Origin of the sequence: Rubrivivax soli (assembly GCF_049810355.1) — a bacterium.
Classification (GTDB): domain Bacteria; phylum Pseudomonadota; class Gammaproteobacteria; order Burkholderiales; family Burkholderiaceae_C; genus Rubrivivax.
In genome coordinates this window covers 962,573-985,290 of the sequence record NZ_CP187368.1, presented here as the reverse complement: position 1 = coordinate 985,290, position 22,718 = coordinate 962,573, and the positions used below count along the sequence as shown (strand labels likewise).

General features: G+C 71.9%; 23 protein-coding genes. 21 read left to right on the top strand and 2 right to left on the bottom strand.

Annotated elements, in window-relative coordinates:
• The first annotated feature begins 26 nt into the window (after positions 1-26).
• The 3 genes from ACPOLB_RS04300 to ACPOLB_RS04290 are packed head-to-tail and all read left to right on the top strand — an operon-like array spanning position 27 to position 2,722.
• On the top strand, positions 27-1,043 hold the full coding sequence (locus tag ACPOLB_RS04300; protein WP_425260068.1) for an ABC transporter ATP-binding protein: 1,017 nt from the start codon (positions 27-29) through the stop codon (positions 1,041-1,043).
• The gene (locus ACPOLB_RS04295; protein WP_425260067.1) at positions 1,036-2,001 is read left to right on the top strand and encodes an ABC transporter ATP-binding protein; all 966 of its coding nucleotides are present in this window, start codon (positions 1,036-1,038) and stop codon (positions 1,999-2,001) included. Before ACPOLB_RS04300 ends, ACPOLB_RS04295 begins: the two co-directional genes overlap by 8 nt.
• Before the next feature lie 4 nt (positions 2,002-2,005).
• On the top strand, positions 2,006-2,722 hold the full coding sequence (locus ACPOLB_RS04290; protein ID WP_425260066.1) for a GntR family transcriptional regulator: 717 nt from the start codon (positions 2,006-2,008) through the stop codon (positions 2,720-2,722).
• Between the two features lie 13 nt (positions 2,723-2,735).
• Here the strand turns inward: ACPOLB_RS04290 and ACPOLB_RS04285 are convergent, their stop codons facing one another.
• A complete protein-coding gene (locus ACPOLB_RS04285; RefSeq protein ID WP_425260065.1) occupies positions 2,736-3,635 on the bottom strand; it encodes a LysR family transcriptional regulator in 900 nt (299 codons plus the stop codon).
• Positions 3,636-3,749: 114 nt separating this feature from the next.
• Between ACPOLB_RS04285 and ACPOLB_RS04280 the strand changes: the two genes are divergently transcribed.
• The 18 genes from ACPOLB_RS04280 to ACPOLB_RS04195 all read left to right on the top strand — a co-directional run bounded on the left by ACPOLB_RS04280 (position 3,750) and on the right by ACPOLB_RS04195 (position 21,763).
• Positions 3,750-4,607: a cysteine hydrolase gene (locus ACPOLB_RS04280; protein WP_425260064.1), complete on the top strand. Its 858-nt coding sequence runs from the start codon at positions 3,750-3,752 to the stop codon at positions 4,605-4,607.
• Between the two features lie 13 nt (positions 4,608-4,620).
• Positions 4,621-5,658, top strand: a complete 1,038-nt coding sequence (locus tag ACPOLB_RS04275; RefSeq protein WP_425260063.1) for an ABC transporter substrate-binding protein — start codon at positions 4,621-4,623, stop codon at positions 5,656-5,658.
• A 13-nt stretch (positions 5,659-5,671) separates the two neighbouring features.
• The gene (locus ACPOLB_RS04270) at positions 5,672-6,463 is read left to right on the top strand and encodes an SDR family NAD(P)-dependent oxidoreductase (protein WP_425260062.1); all 792 of its coding nucleotides are present in this window, start codon (positions 5,672-5,674) and stop codon (positions 6,461-6,463) included.
• A gap of 10 nt (positions 6,464-6,473) precedes the next feature.
• Positions 6,474-7,946 carry an allantoinase AllB gene (gene allB / locus ACPOLB_RS04265; RefSeq protein WP_425260061.1) on the top strand — a complete coding sequence of 491 codons (1,473 nt, stop codon included), beginning with the start codon at positions 6,474-6,476 and terminating at the stop codon, positions 7,944-7,946.
• Entirely contained in the window at positions 7,943-9,064 is a 1,122-nt protein-coding gene (locus tag ACPOLB_RS04260) for a ring-opening amidohydrolase (protein ID WP_425260060.1), read from the top strand. Before allB ends, ACPOLB_RS04260 begins: the two co-directional genes overlap by 4 nt.
• Complete coding sequence (locus tag ACPOLB_RS04255; protein ID WP_425260059.1) at positions 9,064-9,888, top strand: ABC transporter ATP-binding protein; 825 nt, start codon at positions 9,064-9,066, stop codon at positions 9,886-9,888. The genes ACPOLB_RS04260 and ACPOLB_RS04255 overlap by 1 nt, the downstream gene beginning before the upstream one ends.
• Positions 9,885-10,682 carry an ABC transporter permease gene (locus ACPOLB_RS04250; protein ID WP_425260058.1) on the top strand — a complete coding sequence of 266 codons (798 nt, stop codon included), beginning with the start codon at positions 9,885-9,887 and terminating at the stop codon, positions 10,680-10,682. The genes ACPOLB_RS04255 and ACPOLB_RS04250 overlap by 4 nt, the downstream gene beginning before the upstream one ends.
• Complete coding sequence (locus ACPOLB_RS04245) at positions 10,679-11,287, top strand: TIGR00730 family Rossman fold protein (protein ID WP_425260057.1); 609 nt, start codon at positions 10,679-10,681, stop codon at positions 11,285-11,287. Before ACPOLB_RS04250 ends, ACPOLB_RS04245 begins: the two co-directional genes overlap by 4 nt.
• Before the next feature lie 28 nt (positions 11,288-11,315).
• Positions 11,316-11,732, top strand: coding sequence for a DUF3830 family protein (locus ACPOLB_RS04240; RefSeq protein WP_425260056.1), 417 nt, complete (start codon positions 11,316-11,318; stop codon positions 11,730-11,732).
• A gap of 47 nt (positions 11,733-11,779) precedes the next feature.
• Complete coding sequence (locus ACPOLB_RS04235) at positions 11,780-12,832, top strand: ABC transporter substrate-binding protein (protein WP_425260055.1); 1,053 nt, start codon at positions 11,780-11,782, stop codon at positions 12,830-12,832.
• Positions 12,829-14,310, top strand: a complete 1,482-nt coding sequence (locus ACPOLB_RS04230) for an amidohydrolase family protein (protein ID WP_425260054.1) — start codon at positions 12,829-12,831, stop codon at positions 14,308-14,310. The genes ACPOLB_RS04235 and ACPOLB_RS04230 overlap by 4 nt, the downstream gene beginning before the upstream one ends.
• Before the next feature lie 130 nt (positions 14,311-14,440).
• Positions 14,441-15,550 (top strand): BMP family ABC transporter substrate-binding protein, encoded by a 1,110-nt coding sequence (locus ACPOLB_RS04225; RefSeq protein ID WP_425260053.1) that lies wholly within the window; start codon positions 14,441-14,443, stop codon positions 15,548-15,550.
• A 10-nt stretch (positions 15,551-15,560) separates the two neighbouring features.
• Positions 15,561-16,649, top strand: coding sequence for an ABC transporter permease (locus tag ACPOLB_RS04220; RefSeq protein WP_425260052.1), 1,089 nt, complete (start codon positions 15,561-15,563; stop codon positions 16,647-16,649).
• Positions 16,646-17,566 (top strand): ABC transporter permease, encoded by a 921-nt coding sequence (locus ACPOLB_RS04215; RefSeq protein WP_425260051.1) that lies wholly within the window; start codon positions 16,646-16,648, stop codon positions 17,564-17,566. Before ACPOLB_RS04220 ends, ACPOLB_RS04215 begins: the two co-directional genes overlap by 4 nt.
• On the top strand, positions 17,563-18,579 hold the full coding sequence (locus ACPOLB_RS04210) for a formamidase (protein WP_425260050.1): 1,017 nt from the start codon (positions 17,563-17,565) through the stop codon (positions 18,577-18,579). The genes ACPOLB_RS04215 and ACPOLB_RS04210 overlap by 4 nt, the downstream gene beginning before the upstream one ends.
• A 166-nt stretch (positions 18,580-18,745) precedes the next feature.
• Positions 18,746-19,435, top strand: a complete 690-nt coding sequence (locus tag ACPOLB_RS04205) for a cysteine hydrolase family protein (RefSeq protein WP_425260049.1) — start codon at positions 18,746-18,748, stop codon at positions 19,433-19,435.
• Positions 19,436-19,544: 109 nt separating this feature from the next.
• The gene (locus ACPOLB_RS04200; RefSeq protein ID WP_425260048.1) at positions 19,545-21,086 is read left to right on the top strand and encodes an ABC transporter ATP-binding protein; all 1,542 of its coding nucleotides are present in this window, start codon (positions 19,545-19,547) and stop codon (positions 21,084-21,086) included.
• A complete protein-coding gene (locus ACPOLB_RS04195) occupies positions 21,083-21,763 on the top strand; it encodes a cysteine hydrolase family protein (RefSeq protein ID WP_425260047.1) in 681 nt (226 codons plus the stop codon). Before ACPOLB_RS04200 ends, ACPOLB_RS04195 begins: the two co-directional genes overlap by 4 nt.
• Here the strand turns inward: ACPOLB_RS04195 and ACPOLB_RS04190 are convergent.
• Positions 21,746-22,648, bottom strand: a complete 903-nt coding sequence (locus ACPOLB_RS04190) for a DMT family transporter (protein ID WP_425260046.1) — start codon at positions 22,646-22,648, stop codon at positions 21,746-21,748. The two genes, ACPOLB_RS04195 and ACPOLB_RS04190, sit on opposite strands and share 18 nt — an antisense overlap.
• Positions 22,649-22,718: the final 70 nt, after the last annotated feature.

The following is a 22,718-nucleotide window of genomic DNA, read 5'->3' as shown; positions in this document are numbered from 1 at the left end:
GGCCTTGGTCAAGACAGGAACTCCGCGTGAATCCACCTCTGCTCGACGTGCAGGACTTCAGCCTCGAGTTCCGCACCCGCAGCGGCACGGTGCGCGCGCTGGAGCACGTGCACCTGCAGCTGCACAAGGGCGAGATCGTCGGACTGGTGGGCGAAAGCGGTTCGGGCAAGAGCGTGCTGTCGTACGCGATGCTGGGCATCAGCGACGCCGCGGCCAAGGTCACCGCCGGCCGTGCCGTGTTCGGCGGCCTGGACCTGCTGCGCGCCGACGAGCGCACGCTGGCCGACCTGCGCGGGCGCGAGATCAGCATGATCTTCCAGAGCCCGCGCACGGCGCTGAACCCGATCCGCCCGGTGGGCCTGCAGATCGAGGACGTGCTGCGCCGCCACGCCGTGGCCGCCCGCGGCCGCACGGGCCCCGACGCGGGGCTGGGCCTGCGCGAACGCGCCGTGCAGGCGCTGCGCGAGGTGGCCATCGCCGACCCCGAGCGGCGCTGGTCGGCCTACCCGTTCGAGTTGTCGGGCGGCATGTGCCAGCGCGTGATGATCGCCATCGCGCTGGCCTGCCGGCCGGCGCTGCTGATCGCCGACGAGCCCACCACGGGGCTGGACGTCACCACGCAGGCCGCGGTGATGGACCTGATCACGGGCCTGGCGCGTGAGCGCCAGATGGCCACGCTGTTCATCACGCACGACCTGGGGCTGGCGGCCGAGTACTGCGACCGCATCGTCGTGATGCACGCCGGCCACGCGGTGGAGATGGCACCCACGCAGGCGCTCTTCAGCGCGCCGCGCCACCCCTACACGGCGCGGCTGATCTCGTCCACGCCCGGCGCCGGCAGCACGCTGGACACGCTGCTGCCCGTGCCCGGCAGCCTGCCCGACCTGCGGCGCGCGCAGCTGCCGGCCTGCCGCTTCAGCGAACGCTGCGAACGCGCCGACGCGCAGTGCCGCGCGGCCCTGCCTCCGCTGCAGCCCGAAGCCGGCCGCGCGGTGGCCTGCTGGCACCCGCTGACGGCAGCCACGGAGGCCGCGCATGGCTGAGCACCAGACGACCGCAGCGCTGCTGCAGGTGGAACGCCTGGGCAAGCGCTTCCCGGTGGCCGGCAGACGCGGGTCGCAGCTGCATGCGGTGGAAGACGTCTCGTTCGACGTGGCGCCCGGCGAGAGCCTGGGGCTGGTGGGCGAGTCGGGCTGCGGCAAGTCGACGCTGGTGCGTCTGCTGGCGCGGCTGCACGACCCGAGCACGGGCCGCATCGTGTTCGACGGCCAGGACCTGGCGGCGGTGCCGGCCAAGCGTTTTGCTCGGCATGCGCTGCGTTCGGCGATCCAGCTCGTGTTCCAGGACCCCACCGACAGCCTGAACCCGCGCTACACCGCGCGCGACACCATCGCCGAACCCTGCCGGCTGCTGGCCGGCATGGACGCGGCCACGGCGCAGGCGCGGGTCGACGAAGTGGCCACGCAGGTGGGGCTGCCGCTGGAGCTGCTGTCGCGCTACCCGCACCAGCTCTCGGGCGGGCAGAAGGCGCGCGTGGGCATCGCCCGGGCGCTGGCATCGCGGCCGCGGCTGCTGATCCTGGACGAGCCCACCGCGGCGCTCGACGTTTCGGTGCAGGCCGTCGTGCTGCAACTGCTGGACCGGCTGCGGCGCGAGCTGGGCCTGGCCACCGTGTTCGTCAGCCACGACCTGAACGTCGTGCGCCTGCTGACCGACCGCGTGGCGGTGATGTACCTCGGTAAGATCGTCGAGATGGGCCCGTCTGCCACCGTCTTCGCGCAGCCTGCGCACCCGTACACACGCGCGCTGGTCTCGGCCGTGCCGGGCGCGGCGGTGGCGCAGCGCATCCGGCTGCAGGGCGAGGTGCAGAGCCCCATCGACCCGCCGCCGCTGTGCCGCTTCCGCAGCCGCTGCCCGGCGGTGCAGGACCGCTGCCAGCGCGAGGCGCCACCGCTGGCGGCACGCGGCGCGCAGCACATCGCGGCCTGCCACTTCGCCTGAACCGATGCGCGCCCTGGCCGCCTCCGCCGCTTCCTCCGAGGCCGCACCCGCGCGCGCCAACCTGGCCGAGCAGGTGTACGCCGCGCTGAAGGCGCAGCTGCACGACTTCCTGCTGGTGCCCGGGGACCGCTTCTCGGAGGCCGAACTCGGCGCGCGGCTGGGTGTGAGCCGCACGCCGGTGCGCGAGGCCTTGTTCCGGCTGCGCAACGAGGGCCTGCTCGACGTCGAGAGCAAGAGCGGCTGGTTCGTGCGCCCGATCGACTTCGGCAAGCTCGAGCAGCTCTACGACCTGCGCGTGGTGCTGGAATCCGCCGCGGTGGGGCGGCTGTGCGCCAGCACCGAGACGCCACCGGCGCTGGAAGAACTGAAGCGCGTGTGGCTGCTGCCGGTGGCCGAGCGGCTGACCGACGGACGCGCGGTGGGTGCGCTCGACGAGCAGTTCCATGCCACGCTGGTGCGCGCCGCCGGCAACGACGAGATGGCGCGCGTGCACTGGGACGTGACCGAGCGCATCCGCATCATCCGGCGCCTGGACTTCACGCGCGGCGACCGCATCGAGGCCACGTACGGCGAACACGGCAAGATCCTGCGCGCGGTGATGCAGCGCAAGACCGACACCGCGCTGCTGCTGCTGCGCACGCACATCGAGCAGAGCAAGGCCGAGGTGCGCAAGATCACGCTGGCGACGCTGCACGAGGCGCGGGCGCGCGCCACCGGCTGAGCAGACTGGTCCTTCAGGGCGCGGTGACCGCCAGCGCCTGCTCCAGGTGCTCGGTGAAGGCGTGCGTGATGACCGGCAGCTGCCGCCCGCGCAGCCGCGCCAGCACCAGGTGGCCGACCGGGAAGCCGCGGTCCAGGATCTCGCGCGCGACGATCTCGCCGCCGTCGCTGACGGCGCCGATGGCGATCTGGAACGACACCGCGCCGCCGTGGTACAGGCAGCCGCGCAGGAACTCGAAGCTGTTGCTTTCCACCGCCGGGCGCAGCTTCAGGCTGCTGCGCACCAGGTAGCGCTCGAGCAGCTGGCGTCCGCCGGCCTCGCGGTTGGGCAGCACCAGCGGGTGCTCGGCGCACTCGCGCAGCCGCACGCCGCCGCTGCGCTGTGCCAGCGGGTGGCTGCGGTGCATCGTGGCCACCAGGCGCTGCTCGAACTGCGCCACGACCTCGATGTCGGGCTCCGGCGCCAGGTTGAACACCAGCGCCAGGTCGGTCTCGAAGCTGCGCAGCGCGTGCAGCGCCTGCACGTGGTCGCCGATGCGCACCTGGAATTCCACCAGCGGGTGGCCGGCGCGGAACGTGGCCACCGCCCGCGGCATCACCTGCGGCGCCAGCGCCTGGCTCGCCACCAGCCGCACGCTGCCGCGGCGCAGGCCCTGCAGTTCCTCGATCTCCGAGCGCACCTGCTCCAGCGCGCTCTCGCGCCCGCGCACGTACTGCACGAACAGCTCGCCCGCCGCCGTGAGCCGCATGCCGCGCGGCAGGCGTTCGAACAGCGGCAGGCCGAGTTCGTCCTCCAGGTCCTGGATGCGGCGGTTCACGGCCGAGGCCGCCACGTGCAGGCGTTCCGCCGCCTGGCGGATCGACCCCGAGCGGGCCACTTCGTCGAAGTACTTGAGGAAGCGCAGGTGGTGCATGGGCGCGCTGCATGCACGAACGGTGCCTGCGTTGCCGCAGCGGCAACGCAGCACACGCAATTCAGCAGGCTTCGGCAGCGCTGACTGGCACGGCGCCTGCGTGCTGTGCCGGCCGTGAAGCCCGCACGCACCAAGTCCGCTCCCCCCGCCGACCGCAGCACGGCCCCGGCGTCGGCGTCGTTCGGCCCGGCCGCGCACAACGCCTGGGTGCAGCGGCCCGAGGGCGTCGACCTCGTGCGCCGTGCGCTGCGGCCCAGGCCGGTGCGGTTCGATGCACAGCCGCAGGGCGTGCAGATCGACCTCGCGCGCAGCGTGCTGGTGGTGGTGGACATGCAGAACGACTTCTGCCACCCGCAGGGCTGGTTCGGCCAGAAGGGCATCGACGTGCGACCGATGCGGCGGCCCATTCCCGTGCTGCAGCGCCTGCTGCCGGCCTGGCGCGGCGCGGGCGGCACCGTGCTGTGGCTGAACTGGGGCGTGCGCCCCGACCGGCTGAACCTGCCGCCGCTGGTGCAGTTCACCGGCAAGCGCACGGCCGGCGGCGTCGGCTATGCCGAGGTCTCGCCGCAGGACCACGGGCCGTCGCTGGTGCCCGGCACCTGGGGCGCGGCGGTGGTGGACGAGCTGCCGGTCGAGCCCGGCGACATCACCGTCTTCAAGCACCGCCTCAGCGGCTTCTGGGACAACGAACTCGACAGCCTGCTGCGCGGCCGCGGCACCACCACGCTGCTCTTCGCCGGCGTCAACACCGACCGCTGCGTGTTCAGCAGCCTGCAGGACGCCGGCTTCCTGGGCTACGACGGCGTGCTGCTGTCGGACGCCTGCAGCACGCCGTCGCCGGCCTACGTCAGCCGCGCCATCCACTTCATCGTGCAGAAGCTGCACGGCTTCGTCGCCACCAGCGGCGCGCTGCTGGCGGCCTTGCCCGCCACGCCGCGCCGCCGTCCTTCCACTCCACCCTTCCCCCGTTGAGGAGCACCCGCCCATGCACATCACCCGCCGCACCCTGGCTGCCGTCTTCGCCGCTGCCACCGGCATCGCTGCCGCCACGCTGCCCACGACCGCGTTGGCGCAGACCAAGATCAAGATGGTGCTGAACTGGAAGTACCAGGGCCCGCAGGCCTGGTTCTTCATCGCCCAGGACAAGGGCTACTTCAAGGCCGAGGGCCTGGACGTCGAGATCGACCAGGGCGAAGGCTCGTCGGCCTCGATCACCAAGGTCACCTCGGGCGCCTACCAGGCCGGCTTCGGCGACCTGAACGCGCTGATCGACATCGCGGCCAAGCGCCCGGCCGACGCGCCGGTGGGCGTGTACATGCTCTACAACACGCCGCCCTTCACCATCGTGGTGAAGAAGGACAGCCCGATCAAGACGCCCAAGGACCTGGAGGGCAAGACGGTCGGCGGCCCCGCCAACGACGGCGCGCTGAAGCTGTTCCCGGCCTTCGCCAAGGTGGCCAAGGTCGACGCGTCCAAGGTGAACATCACCAACATGACGCCCAACCTGCGCGAGCAGATGCTGCTGCGCGGCCAGGTCGACGCGATCTTCGGCTACGTCAACACCGTGTACTTCAGCGCCAAGCTGGTGGGCATCGACCCCGAGCGCGACCTGCGCTTCATCAACTACGGCGACTACGGCATGGACCTGTATTCCAACGCCATCGTCTTCAGCCGCAGCTTCGTGAAGGACAACCCGAAGGCGGTGCAGGGCTTCCTGAAGGCCGTGAACCGCGCCATCAACGAAAGCCTGGCCAACCCCGAGATGGCGATGGACCACGTGATGAAGCGCGAGCCGCTGCTCAAGCGCGAGGTGGAGAAGGAACGCCTGGTCGCGACGCTGAAGCAGGAGATGAACCACCCCGAGATCGCGAAGATCGGCCTCGGCGACGTCGACGGCGAACGCCTGAAGCGCGCCATCGCGATGGTGGTCGAGGCCAACGGCCTGCCGCGCACGCCGACGGCCGACGAGGTCTTCGACCGCAGCTTCCTGCCCGCACGCGCCGAGCGCGCCAGCAAGTTCTGAAGGGGCCGCGGCGATGGACCTGCAACTCAAGGACAAGGTGACGCTGATCACCGGCCCGGCCAAGGGCATGGGCCGTGCGGTGACGCTGGCCTTCGCCGCCGAAGGCGCGCGCCTGGTGCTGGCCGGGCGCGACACCGCGGCCATCGAGCCGGTGGCGGCCGAGGCCCGTGCGCTGGGCGTCCCGGCGCTGGTGGTGGCCTGCGACCTGACCGACGCGCAGCAGACCGAGGCGCTGGCTCGGCACGCGCTGGAGGCCTTCGGCCGCATCGACGTGCTGGTGAACGTGGCCGGCGGCTCCGGCCCCATCGGCAAGACCGGTTGGGAGACCAGCGCGGAAGAGTTCAACGACATCGTCGAACTCAACATGACCGGCTGCTTCAACACGATGCACGCGGTGCTGCCGAGCATGATCGCGCAGTGCGGCGGCAAGGTCGTCAACGTCGGCGGCACCTTCGGCATGCGCGGGCGGGCAGGGCGGCTGGCGTATTCGGCCTCGAAGTGGGGTCTGCGTGGCATCACCAAGAGCTTCGCGCTGGAGGCCGGGCCCTACAACATCAACGTCAACTGTGTCGCACCGGGCATGGTGGACGGCCCGCGCTTTCGCGACAAGGTCTGCGCCAACATGGCCAGGAAGCTGGGCATCACGCTGGAAGAAGCGATGACGCGCCACGCCGCCGACTACGCGTTGAAGCGCGTCTCGACCGACCAGGACGTGGCCAATGCCTGCCTGTTCCTGGCCAGCGACGTGAGCCGGCAAGTGACCGGTATCGACTTGCCGGTCGACGGCGGCTGGGCGGCACTGTGAGGGCGGCACGATGAAAAGCGCCGACCTGCTCATCCGCGGCGGCCAGGTGGTGTCGCCCGAAGGCATCGTGCCGGCGTCGGTGGCCATCGCCGACGGCCTGATCGTCGCCGTCGGCCACGACGACCTGATGCCGCCGGCGCGCGAGACGCTGCGTGCCGACGGGCAGTACCTGCTGCCCGGTGCCATCGACAGCCACGTGCACTTCCGCGACCCGGGCTACCCGCACAAGGAGACCTGGGCCACCGGCTCGGCCGCCGCCGCCTGCGGCGGCGTGACCACCGTGTTCGACATGCCGAACACGAACCCGCCCACCGGCACGCGCGAGGCACTCGCGATGAAGCTGAAGGCGGCCGAGCGCAGCTTCGTCGACTTCGGCATCCACGCGCTGCTGGGCGACGACACCGTGCACCTGCTGGAAGACCTGCTGGAGGGTGGCGCCACCAGCTTCAAGGCCTTCGTCGGCAACACCTTCGGCAACCTGCCGGCGCCCAGCGACGGTGCGCTGCTCGAAGGCTTCGAGATCCTGGCGCCGCTGGGCGTGCGCACGGTGGTGCATGCCGAGAACTCGTCGATCATGGCGCGGCGCCAGAAGCAGTTGCAGGACGCCGGCCGCATCGACGCGCAGGCGCACCTGGCGGCGCGGCCCGCGGTGGCCGAGATCGAGGCCATCGGCCGCGTGCTGACGCTGGCCGAGTGGACCGGCGCGCGTGTGCACATCGCGCACCACAGCGCTGCCGATTCGCTGTTCCTGCTGCGCGCGGCCAAGGCGCGCGGCGTCGACGTGACGGTCGAGACCTGCCCGCAGTACCTGCTGCTCAACACGGCCGATATGCTGCGCCTGGGCGGCATCCTGCGCGTGAATCCGCCGGTGCGCGAGGCGCGCCACAACCAGCCGCTGTGGGACGCGCTGATGGACGGCACGATCGACATGATCGCCACCGACCACGCACCGCACACGCCGGAAGAGAAGACACGCGAGAGCATCTGGGCCTGCGACTGCGGCTTCCCCGGCGTGGAGACGCAGATGCCCATCATGCTGACGGAAGTGAACCGCCAGCGTGCCACGCTGATGGACTACGTGCGCTGGAGCGCCGTGGCACCGGCCAAGGCCTGGGGGCTGTACGGCACCAAGGGCGTGCTGCAGGTGGGCGCACATGCCGACATCGCGGTGGTCGACATGGAACGCCGCGGCACGCTGCACCAGGGCCGGCTGCAGTCGTTGAGCAAGATCTCGCCGTGGCACGGTCGCGCAGTGCAGGGCTATCCGGTGCACACGCTGCTGCGCGGCCGATTCACGCTGCGCGACGGCCGCCTGGTGGACGACAGCATCGGCTGGGGCCGCAGCGTCAAGACCGTGCAGCGCATGCCCACGCCGCAGCCGCGCAACACCGAGCACAGCAGCCGCGCCATCGTGGCGCATCCGGCGGGCGTGCGGCCGAACGCGCTGCCCGACGACGCCGTGGCCGCGGAGCTGGCGCGATGAACGCCGCCCAGCACGTGGAGGTGCTGCGCGTGCCCTGCAGCGGCCCCGGCGACCTGCGCGCGGTGCAGGCGCTGATCGAGGCCGGCAGCCTGGTGCCAGCCGAGATCGTCGCGGTGATGGGCAAGACCGAAGGCAACGGCTGCGTCAACGACCACACGCGCGACTTCGCCAGCACCGCCTGGTGCCACCTGCTGGCGCCGCACCTGGCCTGCACCCCGGCCGCGGTGGCCGCGCGGGTGGCGCTGGTGATGTCCGGCGGCACCGAGGGCGTGCTGTCGCCGCACTTCACGGTGTACACGCGCCGGCGCCTGGCCGCGACCGGGGCTGCCGGCGCGGCCAAGCGCCTGGTGGTCGGCATCGCCCACACACGCGACTTCCTGCCCGAAGAGCTGGGCCGTGCCGCCCAGGTGCAGGCCACTGCCGCCGCGGTGCAGGCGGCGTTGCAGGACGCCGGCATCGCCAGCCGCGACGACGTGCACTTCGTGCAGGTGAAGTGCCCGCTGCTCACCGCGGCCAAGGTGCAGGACGCGCTGTCCCGCGGCGCCGCGCCGGCCACGCACGACGCCTACGAGTCGATGGGCTGGTCGCGCGGTGCCTCGGCGCTGGGCGTGGCGGTGGCGCTGGGCGAGGTGGCCGAAGCCGCCGTCAGCGACGCCGCGGTGCTGCACGATTGGTCGCTGCACAGCGGCCGGGCATCGGCCTCGGCCGGCATCGAGCTGGAGCACAACGTCGTCATCGTGCTCGGCGAAGCGGTGGGCGCCACGTCGCCGTACCGCATCGCGCACACCGTGATGCAGGACGCGGTGGACGCGGCCAGCGTGCGCCGGCTGCTGCGCGAGGCCTTCGATCTCGACCCCGACCGCGACGCTGCCGCCGTGCAGCGCCGCCTTGTCAACCTGCTGGCCAAGGCCGAAGCCAGCCCCGACGGCCGCGTGCGCGGCGAAAGACACACCATGCTGGGAGATTCCGACATCCACGCCACCCGCCATGCCCGCGCCGCCGTCGGCGCCGTGCTGGCCTCGGTGGTGGGCCACACCGCGCTGTACGTCTCGGGCGGCGCCGAACACCAGGGCCCGGCCGGCGGCGGCCCGGTGGCCGCCATCGTGCGGGTGGCGTGATGGGCGATCCGTTCATCGACCTGTCCGACGTGTCGCTGCGCTACGGCGGCGGCACCGTGGCGCTGGACCGCACCAACCTGCGCATCGACCAGGGCGACTTCGTCGCGCTGGTGGGGCCCAGCGGCTGCGGCAAGAGCACCATCCTGAAGCTGGTGGCCGGGCTGCTGCAGCCGAGCGCGGGCGCCGTCATCGTGGCCAAGCGCGAGGTGGCGGCGGCAGGTGCCGAGGCCGCGCGCGTGCGCATCGGCCTGGCGTTCCAGAACCCGACGATGCTGCCCTGGCTGACGATCCGCGAGAACGTGATGATCCCGCTGAAGATCGTCGAGCCCTTCCGCCAGGACTGGGCGAAGAAGAAGGGCGGCGAGTACGCCGAGCGCGCCGAGGCGCTGCTGGAGCAGGTGGGCCTGAAGGGCTTCGGCGACAAGCGGCCCTGGCAGCTGTCGGGCGGCATGCTGCAGCGCGCGTCGCTGTGCCGTGCCCTGGTGCACGAACCGCAGCTCCTGCTGCTGGACGAGCCCTTCGGCGCGCTCGACCAGTTCACGCGCGAGGAGCTGTGGGCCATCCTGCAGACGCTGTGGATGCGCCAGCGGCCCACGGTGCTGCTGGTCACGCACGACCTGCGCGAGTCGGCCTACCTCGCCAACCGCATCTGCGTGATGAGCGCGCGGCCCGGCCGCATCCTGGAAGACCGCGACGTGCCGTTCGAACGCCCGCGCACGCTGGAGATGAGCTACGCACCCGAGTTCGCCACGCTGGTGCAGCAGCTGCGCATGCGCATCGCACACGCCCGCACGCCGGGCACGCCCGAGGAGCAAGCGGCATGAGCACCCCCATCGCGTCGCCGTTGAGCGCCAAGACCCGCCAGCGGCTGATGTCCGCCGCCGCGCTGGCGGCCTTCTTCCTCGTCTGGGAACTGGTCTGCCGCGCCACCGGCGTGTCGGACCTGATCCTGCCGCGGCCCTCGCAGATCGCCGAGGTGCTGTGGACCAAGTTCCCGCTGCTGTGGCCGCACACGGTGCAGACGCTGACGACCACGCTGACCGGCTTCGCGCTGGGCGTGCTGGCCGGCATCGTCATCGGCATGGTGATCGGCTCGTCGAAGCTCGCCTACGACGTGGCCTACCCGCTGCTGGTGGGCTTCTCCAGCATCCCGAAGGTGGCGGTGGTGCCGATCTTCGTGGTCTGGTTCGGCGCCGGCACCGTGCCGGCGGTGCTGACCTCGATGGTGATCAGCATCTTCCCGGTGGTGGTGAACGTGGCCACGGGCCTGGCCAACACCGAGCCCGAGCTGGAAGACGTGCTGCGCGTGCTGGGTGCGAAGAAGCGCGACATCCTGTGGAACGTGGGCCTGCCGCGCGCGCTGCCGTACCTGTTCGCGTCGCTGAAGATCGCCATCACGCTGGCCTTCGTGGGCACCGTGCTGGCCGAGACCGTGGCCGCCAACAAGGGCATCGGCAACGTGATGATGATCGCCAGCGGCAACTTCGACGTGCCGATGGTGTTCGCCGGCCTCGTGATCCTGGCCGTGATGGGCGTGCTGCTGTATGCCGTCTCGTCGCTGGTCGAAGGCCGCATGACGGGCTGGGCGCAGCGCAAGAACGACCCGGTGATGGCATGACGGCGCCGTCTGCTCCCAAGGCACCGGCCAGCGTGGCCGTGTTCTGCGGCTCGAACTTCGGCAGCAGCCCCGTGTACGCCGACGCGGCGCGCACCCTGGGCACGCTGCTGGCCGCACGCGGCACCACGCTGGTCTACGGCGGCACGCACAAGGGGCTGATGGGCGTGGTGGCCGACGCCGCGCTGGCCGCGGGCGGCACGGTGGTCGGCGTCATCAACCAGCGCCTGTTCGACCGCGGCCACCTGCACCCCGGCCTCAGCCGCCACGAGGTGGCGCCCGACATGCGCGCCCGCAAGGCCCGCATGGCCGCGCTGGCCGACGCCTTCATCGCCTTGCCCGGCGGGCTGGGCACGCTGGAAGAGCTGCTGGAAGCCGCGACGCTGACGCAGCTGGGCGACCACGCCAAGGCCTGTGCGGCGCTGGACGTGCAGGGCTACTACGCGCCGCTGCGCGCGATGCTGTCCACCGCCACCGCCGAAGGCTTCATGAAGCCCGAGCACCGCGACATGCTGGTGATCGAACCCGACCCCGCGCGCCTGCTCGACGCGCTGGCCGCCTGGCAGCCGCCCACCGTCACCAAGTGGATCGGCCAGCCCGGGTCCTGACCTGCCTCTCCCAACTGCCACACCCTCCATGACCCGCATCCGCATCACCGCCGCCGACCGCGTCTTCGTCGCCGAGACCCACCCCGACGCGCCGCAGACCGTGGCCGCCTTCCTGCGCCTGCTGCCCTACCGCCAGAAGCTCATCCACGTGCGCTGGAGCGGCGAGGCCGTGTGGGTGCCGCTGGGCGACTTCCAGCTCGGCGTGGGCTTCGAGAACCACACCAGCCACCCGAGCGTGGGCGACATCCTGTTCTACCCGGGCGGCTACAGCGAGACCGAGATCCTCTGGGCCTACGGCAGCTGCAGCTTCGCCAGCAGGATGGGCCCGCTGGCCGGCAACCACTTCCTCACCGTCGTCGAAGGCAAGGAGCAACTGCGCGCGCTCGGCACCCAGGTGCTGTGGCAGGGCGCGCAGGACGTGCTGTTCGAGGCCTTGACCGACTGAGTTCCGATCCCCCCGCCCATTCCCCACCCACTGCCAGGAGCCTCACCATGTCCCACGTTTCCATCCGCCGTCGTGCCGCGCTGGCGCTGGCTGCGGCGTCTGCTGCCGCCACCCTCGGCCTGCCGCTGGCCGCCCACGCGCAAGACACCACGCCCGTGAAGTTCGTGCTCGACTGGAAGCTGCAGGGCGTGCACGCCTGGTACTTCCTGGCGCAGGACCGCGGCTACTTCGCGCAGGAGAAGCTCGACCTCACGATCGACCAGGGCGACGGCTCGGCCACGGCCGTCACCAAGGTGATGGCGGGTGCCTACCAGGCGGCCTTCGGCGACCTCAACGCCATCGTGCAGAACGCCGCCGCCAAGCCGGGGCAGGCGCCGGTGATGGTCTACCAGATCTACAACCGCACGCCGTTCGCGCTGATGACCAAGGCCGGCAGCCCGATCAAGACGCTGAAGGACCTGGAAGGCAAGAACCTGGGCTCGCCGGCCGGGGGCGCGGCGATGCGCATGTTCAGCACGCTGGCCGAGAAGAACGGCATCGACACGGCCAAGGTGCGCTGGACCAACATGGCGCCCAACCTGCAGGAACAGATGCTGCTGCGCGACCAGGTCGACGCGTCGGCGGTGTTCAGCGTCACCAGCTACATGAACCTGGTGGCACAGGGGCTGGACCCCGAGAAGGACATCCGCTGGTTCCACTACGCCGACCACGGCATCGACCTCTACAGCAACGGCATCCTGGTGTCGCAGCAGTTCCTGAAGGACAAGCCGCAGGCCGTGGCCGGCCTCGTGCGCGCGGTGCACAAGGGCGTGCGCGATGCCATCGCCAACCCCGACGCCGCCATCGAGGCGCTGGCCAGGCGCGAGCCGCTGATCAACAAGGACCTGGAGAAGCGCCGCATGCTCTACGCGCTGCGCACCGTGGTGCTGACGCCCGAGGTGGCGCAGGCCGGCATCGGCGACGTCAGCGACGAGCGGCTGAAGCGCTCGGTGGCGCAGCTGGCGGCGGTGTTCGAGCTGCCGCGCCAGCCGGCGCCGGCCGAGGTCTTCGACCGCCGCTTCCTGCCGCCGCTGGCCGAACGCAAGCTGGCGCTGCCGTGAGTGGCTTCGACTGCGCCTGGCTGCTGGCGCAGCCCGGCAGTGCACCGGCGCAGGCCGACATGCGCATCGCGCTGGACGGCGCACGCGTGGCGGCCGTCACGCCGCTGGCGGCGCCGCCGGCCGGCCGCCGGCGGCTGGCGCTGCCCGCGCTGGCCAACGCGCACGACCACGCGCGCACCTTCCGCAGCGCCACGCTGGGTGCGTTCGGGCAGCCGCTGGAAAGCTGGCTGCCCTTCCTGGGCGTGCTGCCCGGCGCCGACCCCTACCTGTGCGCCGCGACCTCGTTCGCGCGTTCGGTGCGCCAGGGGGTGGCGCAGCTGATGGTGCACTACACGCGCGTGCAGGGCGGCATGGCCTACGTGGACGAAGCGCTGGCCGTGGCGCGCGCGGCGCGCGACGTCGGCGTGCACATCGGCTTCGCGGTGGCCATGCGCGACCGCAACGGCATCGGCCTCGCCGACGACACCACGATGCTGGCCGCGCTGCGGCCGGCGCTGCACGCGCCTGTGGCGGCGAAGCTGTCGGTGCGGCCGGTGCCGCCCGCCGAGCAGCTGGCCGTGGTGCAGGCGCTGGCCGAGGCGCTGGCGGCCGACCCCAGCCTGGCCGCGCACGTCACGCTGCAGCACGGCCCGGCCGGCGTGCAGTGGTGCAGCACGCCGCTGCTGGAGGCGGTGGCGCAGGACTCGGCGGCCAGCGGCCGCCGCGTGCACATGCACCTGCTGGAAACCCGCTACCAGCGCGACTGGGCCGACCAGGTGCACCCGCAGGGCATCGTGCGCTTCCTCGACGGCATCGGCCTGCTGAGCCCGCGGCTGACGCTGGCGCACTGCGCCTGGGCGCGGCCCGACGAGCTGGCACTGCTGGCCGAGCGCGGGGTCACGATCGCCGTCAACACCAGTTCGAACCTGGGCCTGAAGTCGGGCATCGCGCCGGTGCCCGAGATGCTGCGCCAGGGCTGCCGTGTCGCGATGGGTCTGGACGGCATGGCCTTCGACGAAGACGACGACGCGCTGCGCGAGATGCGCCTGGCGCTGGCGCTGCACCGCGGTTGGGGCTTCGAGACCACGATGGACCACGCGCAGCTCTGGGCTTTCGCGGCGCGCCACGGCCGGCGCAGCGTGAGCGGCGACGACAGCGGCGGCGTGCTGCTGCCCGGCGCACCGGCCGACCTGGTGCTGCTGGACTGGGACGCGCTCGACGACGACCCGCTGTTTCCCGGCATCGACCCGCTGCAGCTGCTGCTGGCGCGCGGCCGTGGTGCGTTCATCGACGAGGTTGTCGTCGGCGGACGCAGCGTGGTGCAGGGCGGCGTGCTGCAGACGCTGGACGAACCCACGCTGCGCGCCGAGTTGCTGGCGCGCGTGCGGTCGGGGCTGGCGGCCGCGCCGGGTTTCGACCTGTGGCGGCGGCAGCTGGGCGAGATGGCCGAGGACCTGGGGCCGTTCTACAGGCGCAGCGCCTGGGCGGGTTGCTGCTGAACGGAGGCTGAGCGGCTGCCGGGCCGTCCCGGCGACCACGGGGCCGGCACGCGTTTTGCTGCATACCAACTGGTATACCAGAACGCGCCCCAAGCCAGTGCAACGGGCGCCACACCACCAGGAGCCGCCCATGTCCCGCACCGATGTCGCCTCGCGCCGCCGCGCACTTGCCCAACTCTCCGCCGCCTCGCTGGCCGGCCTGGCCCCGTGGGCCTGGGCGCAGAAGCCGCTGAGCGTGGGCTTCATCTACGTCGGCCCGAAGGACGATTTCGGCTACAACCAGGCGCACGCCGAAGCCGCGGCCGAGGTGAAGAAGCTCGCCGGCATCAAGGCCGTCGAGGAAGAGAACGTGCCCGAGACGCAGGCCGTGCAGAAGACCATGCAGGGCATGATCAGCCAGGACGGCGCGACGCTGCTGTTCCCCACCAGCTTCGGCTACTTCGACCCGCACATGCTGGCGGTGGCAGGCAAGAACAAGGACGTGCGCTTCGCCCACTGCGGCGGCCTGTGGAGCGCCGGCAAGCACCCGGCCAACACCGGCAGCTTCTTCGGCTACATCGACGAGGCGCAGTACCTCAACGGTGTCGTCGCCGGCCACATGAGCAAGAGCAAGAAGATCGGCTTCGTGGCGGCCAAGCCGATCCCGCAGGTGCTGCGCAACATCAACGCGTACACGCTGGGCGCGCGCTCGGTGGACCCGAAGATCACCTGCTCGGTCATCTTCACCGGCGACTGGAGCATGGCCGTGAAGGAGGCCGAGGCCACCAACGGCCTGGCCGACCAGGGCGTGGACGTGTTCACGATGCACGTGGACGGCCCCAAGGTCGTGGTGGAGACCGCCGCGCGCCGCGGCAAGATGGTCTGCGGCTACCACGCCAGCCAGGCCAGGCTGGCGCCGGCGGCCTACCTGACCGGTGCCGAGTGGAACTGGATCACCGCGTACAAGCAGATCATCGAGGCCGCGCGCAGCGGCAAGCCGCACCCGAACTTCGTGCGCGGCGGCCTGAAGGACGGCTTCGTGAAGACCTCGCCCTACGGCAGCAGCGTCAGCGAAGCCGCACGCAAGAACGCCGACGCCGTGAAGGCGAAGATGATCGCCGGCAGCTTCGACATCTTCGCGGGCGAGCTGAAGGACAACACCGGCAAGGTGGTGGTGCCCAGGGGCAAGGCCTTCAAGCAGACCGACATCGAGCTCGAAGGCATGAACTACCTGGTCGAAGGCGTCATCGGCAAGGTCTGAGGCCCACGCCATGCGCCGCGCCTGGCACGACCTGGCCGAAGCCTTCGCGCTGCCGCTGCTGGCGCTGGCCGGCGCGCTGCTGCTGTTCGGCGTCTTCACCTGGTTCGGCGGGCACGACCCGCTGGAGGTGTGGCGGCTGCTCTTCGTCGGCGCCTTCGGCGACGCCTTCTCGTGGCAGAACACGCTGCAGCGCGCCGCCCCGCTGATGCTGACGGCGCTGGCCGTGGCGCTGCCGGCCCGCGCCGGGCTCACGGTGATCGGCGGCGAAGGCGCGCTGGTGCTGGGCGGCCTGGCCTGTGCCGGGCTGCCGTACCTGCTGCCGCTGCCGGCCGGTGCTGCGGGCACGGCGCTGCTGCTGCTGGCCGCCGCTGCGGCCGGGGCGGTCTGGATCGCGCTGGCGGGCGCGCTGCGCCAGTACCGCGGCGTCAACGAGACCATCAGCAGCCTGCTGCTGGGCTACATCGCGATCGCACTCTTCAAGCACTTCGTCGAAGGCCCGATGCGCGACCCGGCGAGCTTGAACAAGCCGTCGACGCTGCCGCTGGACGAGAGCCTGCGCATCGGCGGCATCGCGGGCTACGACGTGCACTGGGGGCTGGCCTTCGGCGTCGTGCTGTGCCTGCTGGCGGCGGTGTGGCTGATGGCCTCGACGCACGGCTTCTCGACACGCGTGGTCGGCGGCAATGCACGGGCCGCGCGCCTCGTGGGCCTGCCGACGAACCGGCTGATCATCACCGCCTGCGCGCTGGGCGGCGCGGGTGCGGGCCTGGCCGGCGGCATCGAGGTCGCGGCCGTGCACACCGCGGCCAATGCCTCGCTGATCGCCGGGCTGGGCTATGCCGGCATCCTCGTCAGCTTCGTCGCGCGGCACCACCCGCTGGCCATCATCCCGGTGGCCATCCTGTTCGGCGGCTTCGGTGCCGCGGGCAGCCTGCTGCAGCGCCGGCTCGGACTGCCCGACGCGTCGGTGCAGGTGCTGCTGGGCTTTGCCTTCGTGCTGATCCTCGCCAGCGAGGCCTGGCGCGGCCGGCTGCTGCCGTTCAGCCTGCTGCCGCAGCGTGCACCGCTGCCCACCGCCCCCCAGGCGCAGAGCACATGACCGATTCCGCAGTCCTCGACGTGCTGATCGCCGTGCTCGGCGGCGCCATCCGCGTCGGCACGCCCTTCCTCTTCGTCAGCCTGGGCGAGTGCCTGACCGAGAAGGCCGGCCGCATCAACCTGGGCCTGGAAGGCGTGCTGGTGTTCTCGGCCATGGCCGGCTTCGGCGGCGCCTGCCTCAGCGGCTCGCCGTGGGTGGGTGTGCTGGCGGCCGGCGCCAGCGGCGCGCTGCTGGCGCTGCTGCACGGGCTGGTGTGTTCGCTGCAGCGCGTGAACGACATCGCGATGGGCATCGCGCTGATGCTGCTGGGCGCCGGCCTGGCCTTCACGCTGGGCAAGCCGCTGATCCAGCCGCAGGCGCCGCAGATCCCGGCCATCGCGCTGGGCGGCTGGAGCAGTTCGCCGTCGGTGCAGGCGGCGCTGCAGATCAACGCGCTGTTCCCCATCGGCGTGCTGCTGGCGCTGGGCATGGGCTGGGCCTTCGCCAACACGCGCTGGGGGCTGGTGGTGCGCATGGTGGGCGATTCGTCGGACGCCGCGCGCGCGCTGGGCACCAGCGTCAACGGCGTGCGCATCGCCGCCACCGCCGCCGGCGGCTTCATCGCCGGGCTGGGCGGCGCCAGCCTGAGCCTGTACTACCCGGGCAGCTGGAACGAGGGGCTGTCCTCGGGCCAGGGGCTGATCGCCGTGGCGCTGGTGATCTTCGCGCGCTGGAGCCCGGTGCGCTGCCTGGGCGCCGCGCTGCTGTTCGGCGGCGCCGGCGCGCTGGGGCCGGCGCTGCAGAGCGTGGGCGTCAGCGGCTACTACGACCTCTTCAATGCCGTGCCCTACGCGCTGACGCTGGCGATCCTGGTGTGGACCTGTTCGCCCAAGCGCAGCCTGAAGGGCGCACCGATGGAACTGGGAGTCTCGCGATGAGTGGATTGGGTGGTTTGAACAAGTCGGCGCACGGCGTCGTGGTGGGCCTGGTGCAGCTGCAGTTGCCGGTGGTGGAAACGCCGGCGCAGCTGAAAGCGCAGGCCGAGCGCATCTGCTGGATGGTGGGCAAGGCCCGCCGCAACCAGGGCACGATGGACCTGGTGGTGTTCCCCGAGTACGCGCTGCAGGGCCTGAGCATGAGCACGGCCGACGAGCTGATGGTCTCGCTCGACGGCCCCGAGGTGGCGTCGTTCCGCGCCGCGTGCGTGCAGCACAGGATCTGGGGCTGCTTCTCGATCATGGAGAGGAACCCCGGCGGCAACCCGTACAACACCGGGCTGATCATCGACGACCAGGGCGCCATCCGCCTGTACTACCGCAAGCTGCACCCGTGGGTGCCGGTGGAAGCCTGGGAGCCCGGCAACATGGGCATCCCGGTGTGCGACGGCCCCAACGGCAGCAAGCTCGCGCTGATCATCTGCCACGACGGCATGTTCCCCGAGATGGCGCGCGAGGCCGCATACAAGGGCGCCGAGATCATCCTGCGCACCGCCGGCTACACGGCGCCGATCCGCCACGCGTGGAAGATCACCAACCAGGCGAACGCGTTCCAGAACCTGGCCATCACCGCCAGCGTCTGCTTGTGCGGCAGCGACGGCAGCTTCGACAGCATGGGCGAGGGCATGTTCTGCAACTTCGACGGCACCGTCATCACGGAAGGTGGCGGCCGGCCCGACGAGATCATCACCGCCGAGCTGCGGCCCGACCTGGTGCGCGAGGCCCGCGCCGGCTGGGGCGTGGAGAACAACCCCTACCAGCTCTGGCACCGCGGCTACGTGGCGGTGCAGGGCGGCGCGCAGGACTGCCCCTACACCTTCATGCACGACATGGTGGCCGGCCGCTACAAGCTGCCCTGGGACGCCAGCATCCAGGTGCGCGACGGCACGCCCTGCGGCTTCGCGGCGCCCACGCGCGCCTACCGTGGCCCCGAGCCCAACCCGCTGGAAGGCTGAGAAGCTGTGAACAAGCCCGCCACGCCCGCTCATCCCGCCCAGCACGCCTGGCTCGTCGTTGCAAATGCGCGCCGTAGCCCGGGCTACGGCTGTGCTTTGCGCCTAGGTCCAGACGCGCCGGGCAGTCTGCTCGGACGCGCCGAGCTCATTCACAGCTTCTGAGGCCATGCCGCACATCGCGTCCACCCCGTACCCCTGGCCGTTCGACGGCGACCTGCGGCCGGCCAACACCGCGCTGCTCGTCATCGACATGCAGACCGACTTCTGCGGCATCGGCGGCTACGTCGACACGATGGGCTACGACCTGGCGCTGACACGCGCGCCGATCGCGCCGATCGCGCAGCTGCTGGCGGCGTTCCGCGCCGCGGGCTGCCACGTCCTCCACACGCGCGAAGGGCACCGGCCCGACCTGAGCGACCTGCCGGCCAACAAGCGCTGGCGCTCGCAGCGCATCGGTGCCGGCATCGGCGACGCCGGCCCCTGCGGTCGCATCCTGGTGCGCGGCGAGCCGGGCTGGCAGATCATCCCCGAGCTGGCGCCGCTGCCCGGCGAGGTGGTGATCGACAAGCCCGGCAAGGGCAGCTTCTGCGCCACCGACCTGGAACTCGTGCTGCACACCCGCGGCATCCGCAACCTGGTGCTCACCGGCATCACCACAGACGTCTGTGTGCACACGACGATGCGCGAGGCCAACGACCGCGGCTTCGAGTGCGTGCTGGTCGAAGACGCCACCGGCGCCACCGACCGCGGCAACCACGAGGCGGCGCTGAAGATGGTGCTGATGCAGGGCGGCGTGTTCGGCGCGGTGTCGAACAGCGCGGCCATCGTCGAAGCGGTGCAGGGGTTGTCGGCATGAGACATGCTGTGTCCACCTGTGCGCTGCGGGCCGAGCGCCGGGCCGCTCCCGAGCCGGCCCGCATCCCCCCGGGGGATCGGCCAGCGTACCCGCTGGACGAGGGGCACCCATGACGCATGCCTTGTCGCTGGAGACCTTCGAGCTGACCAAGCGCTTCGGCGCCTTCACGGCGCTCGACCACGTCTCGCTGAAGGTGCGGCCCGGCACCGTGCACGCGCTGCTGGGCGAGAACGGCGCGGGCAAGAGCACGCTGGTGAAGTGCATCGTCGGCTACTACCGGGCCGAGCACGGCGCGGTGATGATCGACGGCCGCGAGCACGACATCCACACACCCACCGTGGCACGCCAGCTCGGCATCGGCATGGTCTACCAGCACTTCACCGTGGTGCCCGGCATGACGGTGGCCGAGAACCTGCTGCTCGCGCGCGGCAGGCTGCCGGCGGTGGTGCCGTGGAAACGCGTGCGCGCCGAGCTGCAGGCCTTCCTGGAGACGACGCCGTTCCGGCTGGACCTGGATGCCACGCCGCAGGACCTGTCGGCCGGCGAGAAGCAGAAGCTCGAGATCCTGAAGCAGCTGTACCTGAAGCCGCGGCTGCTGATCCTGGACGAACCGACCTCGGTGCTGACGCCGCAGGAGGCCGACGAGGTGCTGGGCCTGCTGAAGGACCGCGCACACGCGGGCGACTGCACGGTGGTGATGATCACGCACAAGTTCCGCGAGGTCGCCGAGCACGCCGACGACGTGAGCGTGCTGCGCCGCGGCCGGCTGGTGGCCAGCCACGCGGTGGCCGACGTGTCGGCCGCGGCGCTGGCCGCCGCGATGGTGGGCGAAGGCGCCAAGGCCGCGGCCGTGCTGCAGCGCGACGAGCGTGAGGCCGGCGCCGTGGTGCTGGACGTGCAGGGCCTGCACGTGGGCGGCGACCGCGGTGAGCGCGCCGTGCACGGCCTGGACCTGCAGGTGCGGGCCGGCGAGATCGTCGGCGTGGCGGGTGTCTCGGGCAACGGGCAGCGCGAGCTGATGGAGTCGCTGGTGGGCCAGCGCGCGCGCGAGGGCGGCGAGGTGCGCGTGGCCGGCGAGCGCTTCCACGCCACGCGCGCGCAGAACCGCCGCCTGCAGGTGCGCAGCCTGCCCGAGGAGCCGCTGCGCAACGCCTGCGTCGGCGAGCTCAGCGTCGGCCACAACATGGGGCTGCGCGTGTTCGACACCGCGCCGGCCGCACGCGGCGGCTGGCTGCGCTGGGGCGTGCTGCGCGAACGCGCACGGGCGCTGATCGCCGAGTACGGCGTGAAGACGCAGGGCGAGGGCGCGCCGATCCGGTCGCTGTCGGGTGGCAACGTGCAGCGCGCGGTGCTGGCGCGCGAGCTCTCGGAAGACGCCCGGCTGCTGCTGGTGTCCAACCCGGTCTTCGGGCTCGACTTCGCGGCCGTGGCCGAGATCCACGCGCGGCTGCTGGCGGCCCGCAACCGCGGCGCCGCGGTGCTGCTGGTCAGCGAAGACCTGGACGAGCTGCTGCAGCTGGCCGACCGCGTGGTGGTGATGAGCGAGGGCCGCATCGTCTACAGCTGCCCGGCCGCGGGCGCCGACCGCCATACGCTGGGTGCCCACATGGGCGGGCATGCCCACGACCACGCCGAGCCCGCCGCCGCATGATCGCCGTCGACGCCGAACCGTTTCCTTACCCGCTGGCGCCCGGCGGGTGCACCGCGCTCGTCGTCATCGACATGCAGCGCGACTTCGTCGAGCCCGGCGGCTTCGGTGCCAGCCTGGGCAACGACGTGACGCAGCTGCACACGGCCATCGCGCCGATCGCAGCGCTGCTGGCCTCCTGGCGCCAGCGCGGCTGGCCGGTGCTGCACACGCGCGAGTGCCACCGGCCCGACCTGTCCGACTGCCCGCCGGCCAAGCGCGAGCGCGGCAGCCCCACGCTGCGCATCGGCGACCCCGGGCCGATGGGCCGCCTGCTGGTGGCCGGCGAGCCCGGGGCCGACATCATCCCGGCGCTGGCGCCACTGCCGGGCGAATGGGTGATCGACAAACCCGGCAAGGGCATGTTCTGGAATACCTGCGCACCGGACGGCCTGCACGCACGCCTGCAGGCAGCCGGCATCACGCACCTGGTGTTCACCGGCGTCACCACCGAGGTCTGCGTGCAGACCAGCATGCGCGAGGCCAACGACCGCGGCTACACCTGCCTGGTCGTCGAGGACGCCACCGCCAGCTACTTCCCGGCCTTCAAGGCCGCCGCGCTGGCGATGCTGGTGGCGCAGGGCGCCATCGTCGGCTGGAAGACGCCGAGCGCGGCGCTGCTGTCAGCGCTGCCGGCGTAGGCCCAGCGCCATCACCGTCCCCACCACCAGCAGCGCGCCCAGCACCTGCACCGGCGCGATGCGCTGGTCCAGCAGCCACCAGGCCAGCAGCAGCGCGGCGACGGGCTCGACGTTGAGGATGGGCGAGCTGCCCACCACGCCCAGCCGTGGCAGCACCGTGAACAGCACCGTGATCGCGGTGCCGTACAGCGCCGTCAGCGCCAGCAGCCCCCACCAGCCAGGCGCGGCCGCGGGCCAGTGCAGGCCGCCTTGCGCCAGCGCGATCCCCAGGGCCAGCGTGCCGGTGATGGCCATCGCGATCACGGTGCGCAGGCGGCCGTCGAGGTCGGCCACCTCGTGCTGCGTGAAGGCGAGCACGAGGCCGAAGACGGCGGCTGCCGCCACCGCGAACGCCACGCCCAGCCCGATGCGGCCCCACTGCGCCTGCAGGCCCAGGCCGCCGGCTGCGCCCGAGACATCGAGCGCCAGCGCCAGGCCGGCCAGGATCAGCGGCATCGCCAGCAGCACGCGGCGCTCGGGCCGGTGCCCGTAGAACACGCGCGCGGCCAGCGCCGTCCACAGCGGGTAGGTGTTGAAGGCCAGCAGTGCCAGCGCCACCGGGATGCGCGCCACCGCCGCGTACAGGCACAGGCTCTGCACGGTGACCAGCACGCCGATCAGCGGCATGAAGCGGCGGTGCCGCGGCCCCAGGTGCCAGGGCACGCCGGCCGCACGCACCAGCAGCGCCACCACCGCCGCGGTGGCCAGGCTGCGCACGGTGACGGCCGTGGCCACGTCGACGCCGTGGTCCATGGCCACGCGCGCGGCCACGTGGTTGGCGCCGAACAGCGTGGCCAGCAGCAGCAGCGCGGCAAAGGCGCGCGGGGTCGCTGCCGCGGCCGTCATGCGGCGCCCCGGCAGGCGGGGCGGTGGGTCGGCGGCAGGCGGGCAGGCGGTGTCATGTCGCCAAGCCTAA

Bases quoted from the DNA above. Each gene is read 5' to 3' on its own strand.
- ACPOLB_RS04270 (WP_425260062.1), top strand. From the start codon at position 5,672: ATGGACCTGCAACTCAAGGACAAGGTGACGCTGATCACCGGCCCGGCC.
- ACPOLB_RS04205 (WP_425260049.1), top strand. From the start codon at position 18,746: ATGCCGCACATCGCGTCCACCCCGTACCCCTGGCCGTTCGACGGCGAC.
- ACPOLB_RS04260 (WP_425260060.1), top strand. From the start codon at position 7,943: ATGAACGCCGCCCAGCACGTGGAGGTGCTGCGCGTGCCCTGCAGCGGC.
- ACPOLB_RS04225 (WP_425260053.1), top strand. From the start codon at position 14,441: ATGTCCCGCACCGATGTCGCCTCGCGCCGCCGCGCACTTGCCCAACTC.
- ACPOLB_RS04290 (WP_425260066.1), top strand. From the start codon at position 2,006: ATGCGCGCCCTGGCCGCCTCCGCCGCTTCCTCCGAGGCCGCACCCGCG.
- ACPOLB_RS04255 (WP_425260059.1), top strand. From the start codon at position 9,064: ATGGGCGATCCGTTCATCGACCTGTCCGACGTGTCGCTGCGCTACGGC.
- ACPOLB_RS04215 (WP_425260051.1), top strand. From the start codon at position 16,646: ATGACCGATTCCGCAGTCCTCGACGTGCTGATCGCCGTGCTCGGCGGC.
- ACPOLB_RS04285 (WP_425260065.1), bottom strand. From the start codon at position 3,635: ATGCACCACCTGCGCTTCCTCAAGTACTTCGACGAAGTGGCCCGCTCG.
- ACPOLB_RS04195 (WP_425260047.1), top strand. From the start codon at position 21,083: ATGATCGCCGTCGACGCCGAACCGTTTCCTTACCCGCTGGCGCCCGGC.
- ACPOLB_RS04220 (WP_425260052.1), top strand. From the start codon at position 15,561: ATGCGCCGCGCCTGGCACGACCTGGCCGAAGCCTTCGCGCTGCCGCTG.
- ACPOLB_RS04275 (WP_425260063.1), top strand. From the start codon at position 4,621: ATGCACATCACCCGCCGCACCCTGGCTGCCGTCTTCGCCGCTGCCACC.
- ACPOLB_RS04295 (WP_425260067.1), top strand. From the start codon at position 1,036: ATGGCTGAGCACCAGACGACCGCAGCGCTGCTGCAGGTGGAACGCCTG.
- ACPOLB_RS04250 (WP_425260058.1), top strand. From the start codon at position 9,885: ATGAGCACCCCCATCGCGTCGCCGTTGAGCGCCAAGACCCGCCAGCGG.
- ACPOLB_RS04210 (WP_425260050.1), top strand. From the start codon at position 17,563: ATGAGTGGATTGGGTGGTTTGAACAAGTCGGCGCACGGCGTCGTGGTG.
- ACPOLB_RS04245 (WP_425260057.1), top strand. From the start codon at position 10,679: ATGACGGCGCCGTCTGCTCCCAAGGCACCGGCCAGCGTGGCCGTGTTC.
- ACPOLB_RS04200 (WP_425260048.1), top strand. From the start codon at position 19,545: ATGACGCATGCCTTGTCGCTGGAGACCTTCGAGCTGACCAAGCGCTTC.
- ACPOLB_RS04190 (WP_425260046.1), bottom strand. From the start codon at position 22,648: ATGACGGCCGCGGCAGCGACCCCGCGCGCCTTTGCCGCGCTGCTGCTG.
- ACPOLB_RS04235 (WP_425260055.1), top strand. From the start codon at position 11,780: ATGTCCCACGTTTCCATCCGCCGTCGTGCCGCGCTGGCGCTGGCTGCG.
- allB (WP_425260061.1), top strand. From the start codon at position 6,474: ATGAAAAGCGCCGACCTGCTCATCCGCGGCGGCCAGGTGGTGTCGCCC.
- ACPOLB_RS04240 (WP_425260056.1), top strand. From the start codon at position 11,316: ATGACCCGCATCCGCATCACCGCCGCCGACCGCGTCTTCGTCGCCGAG.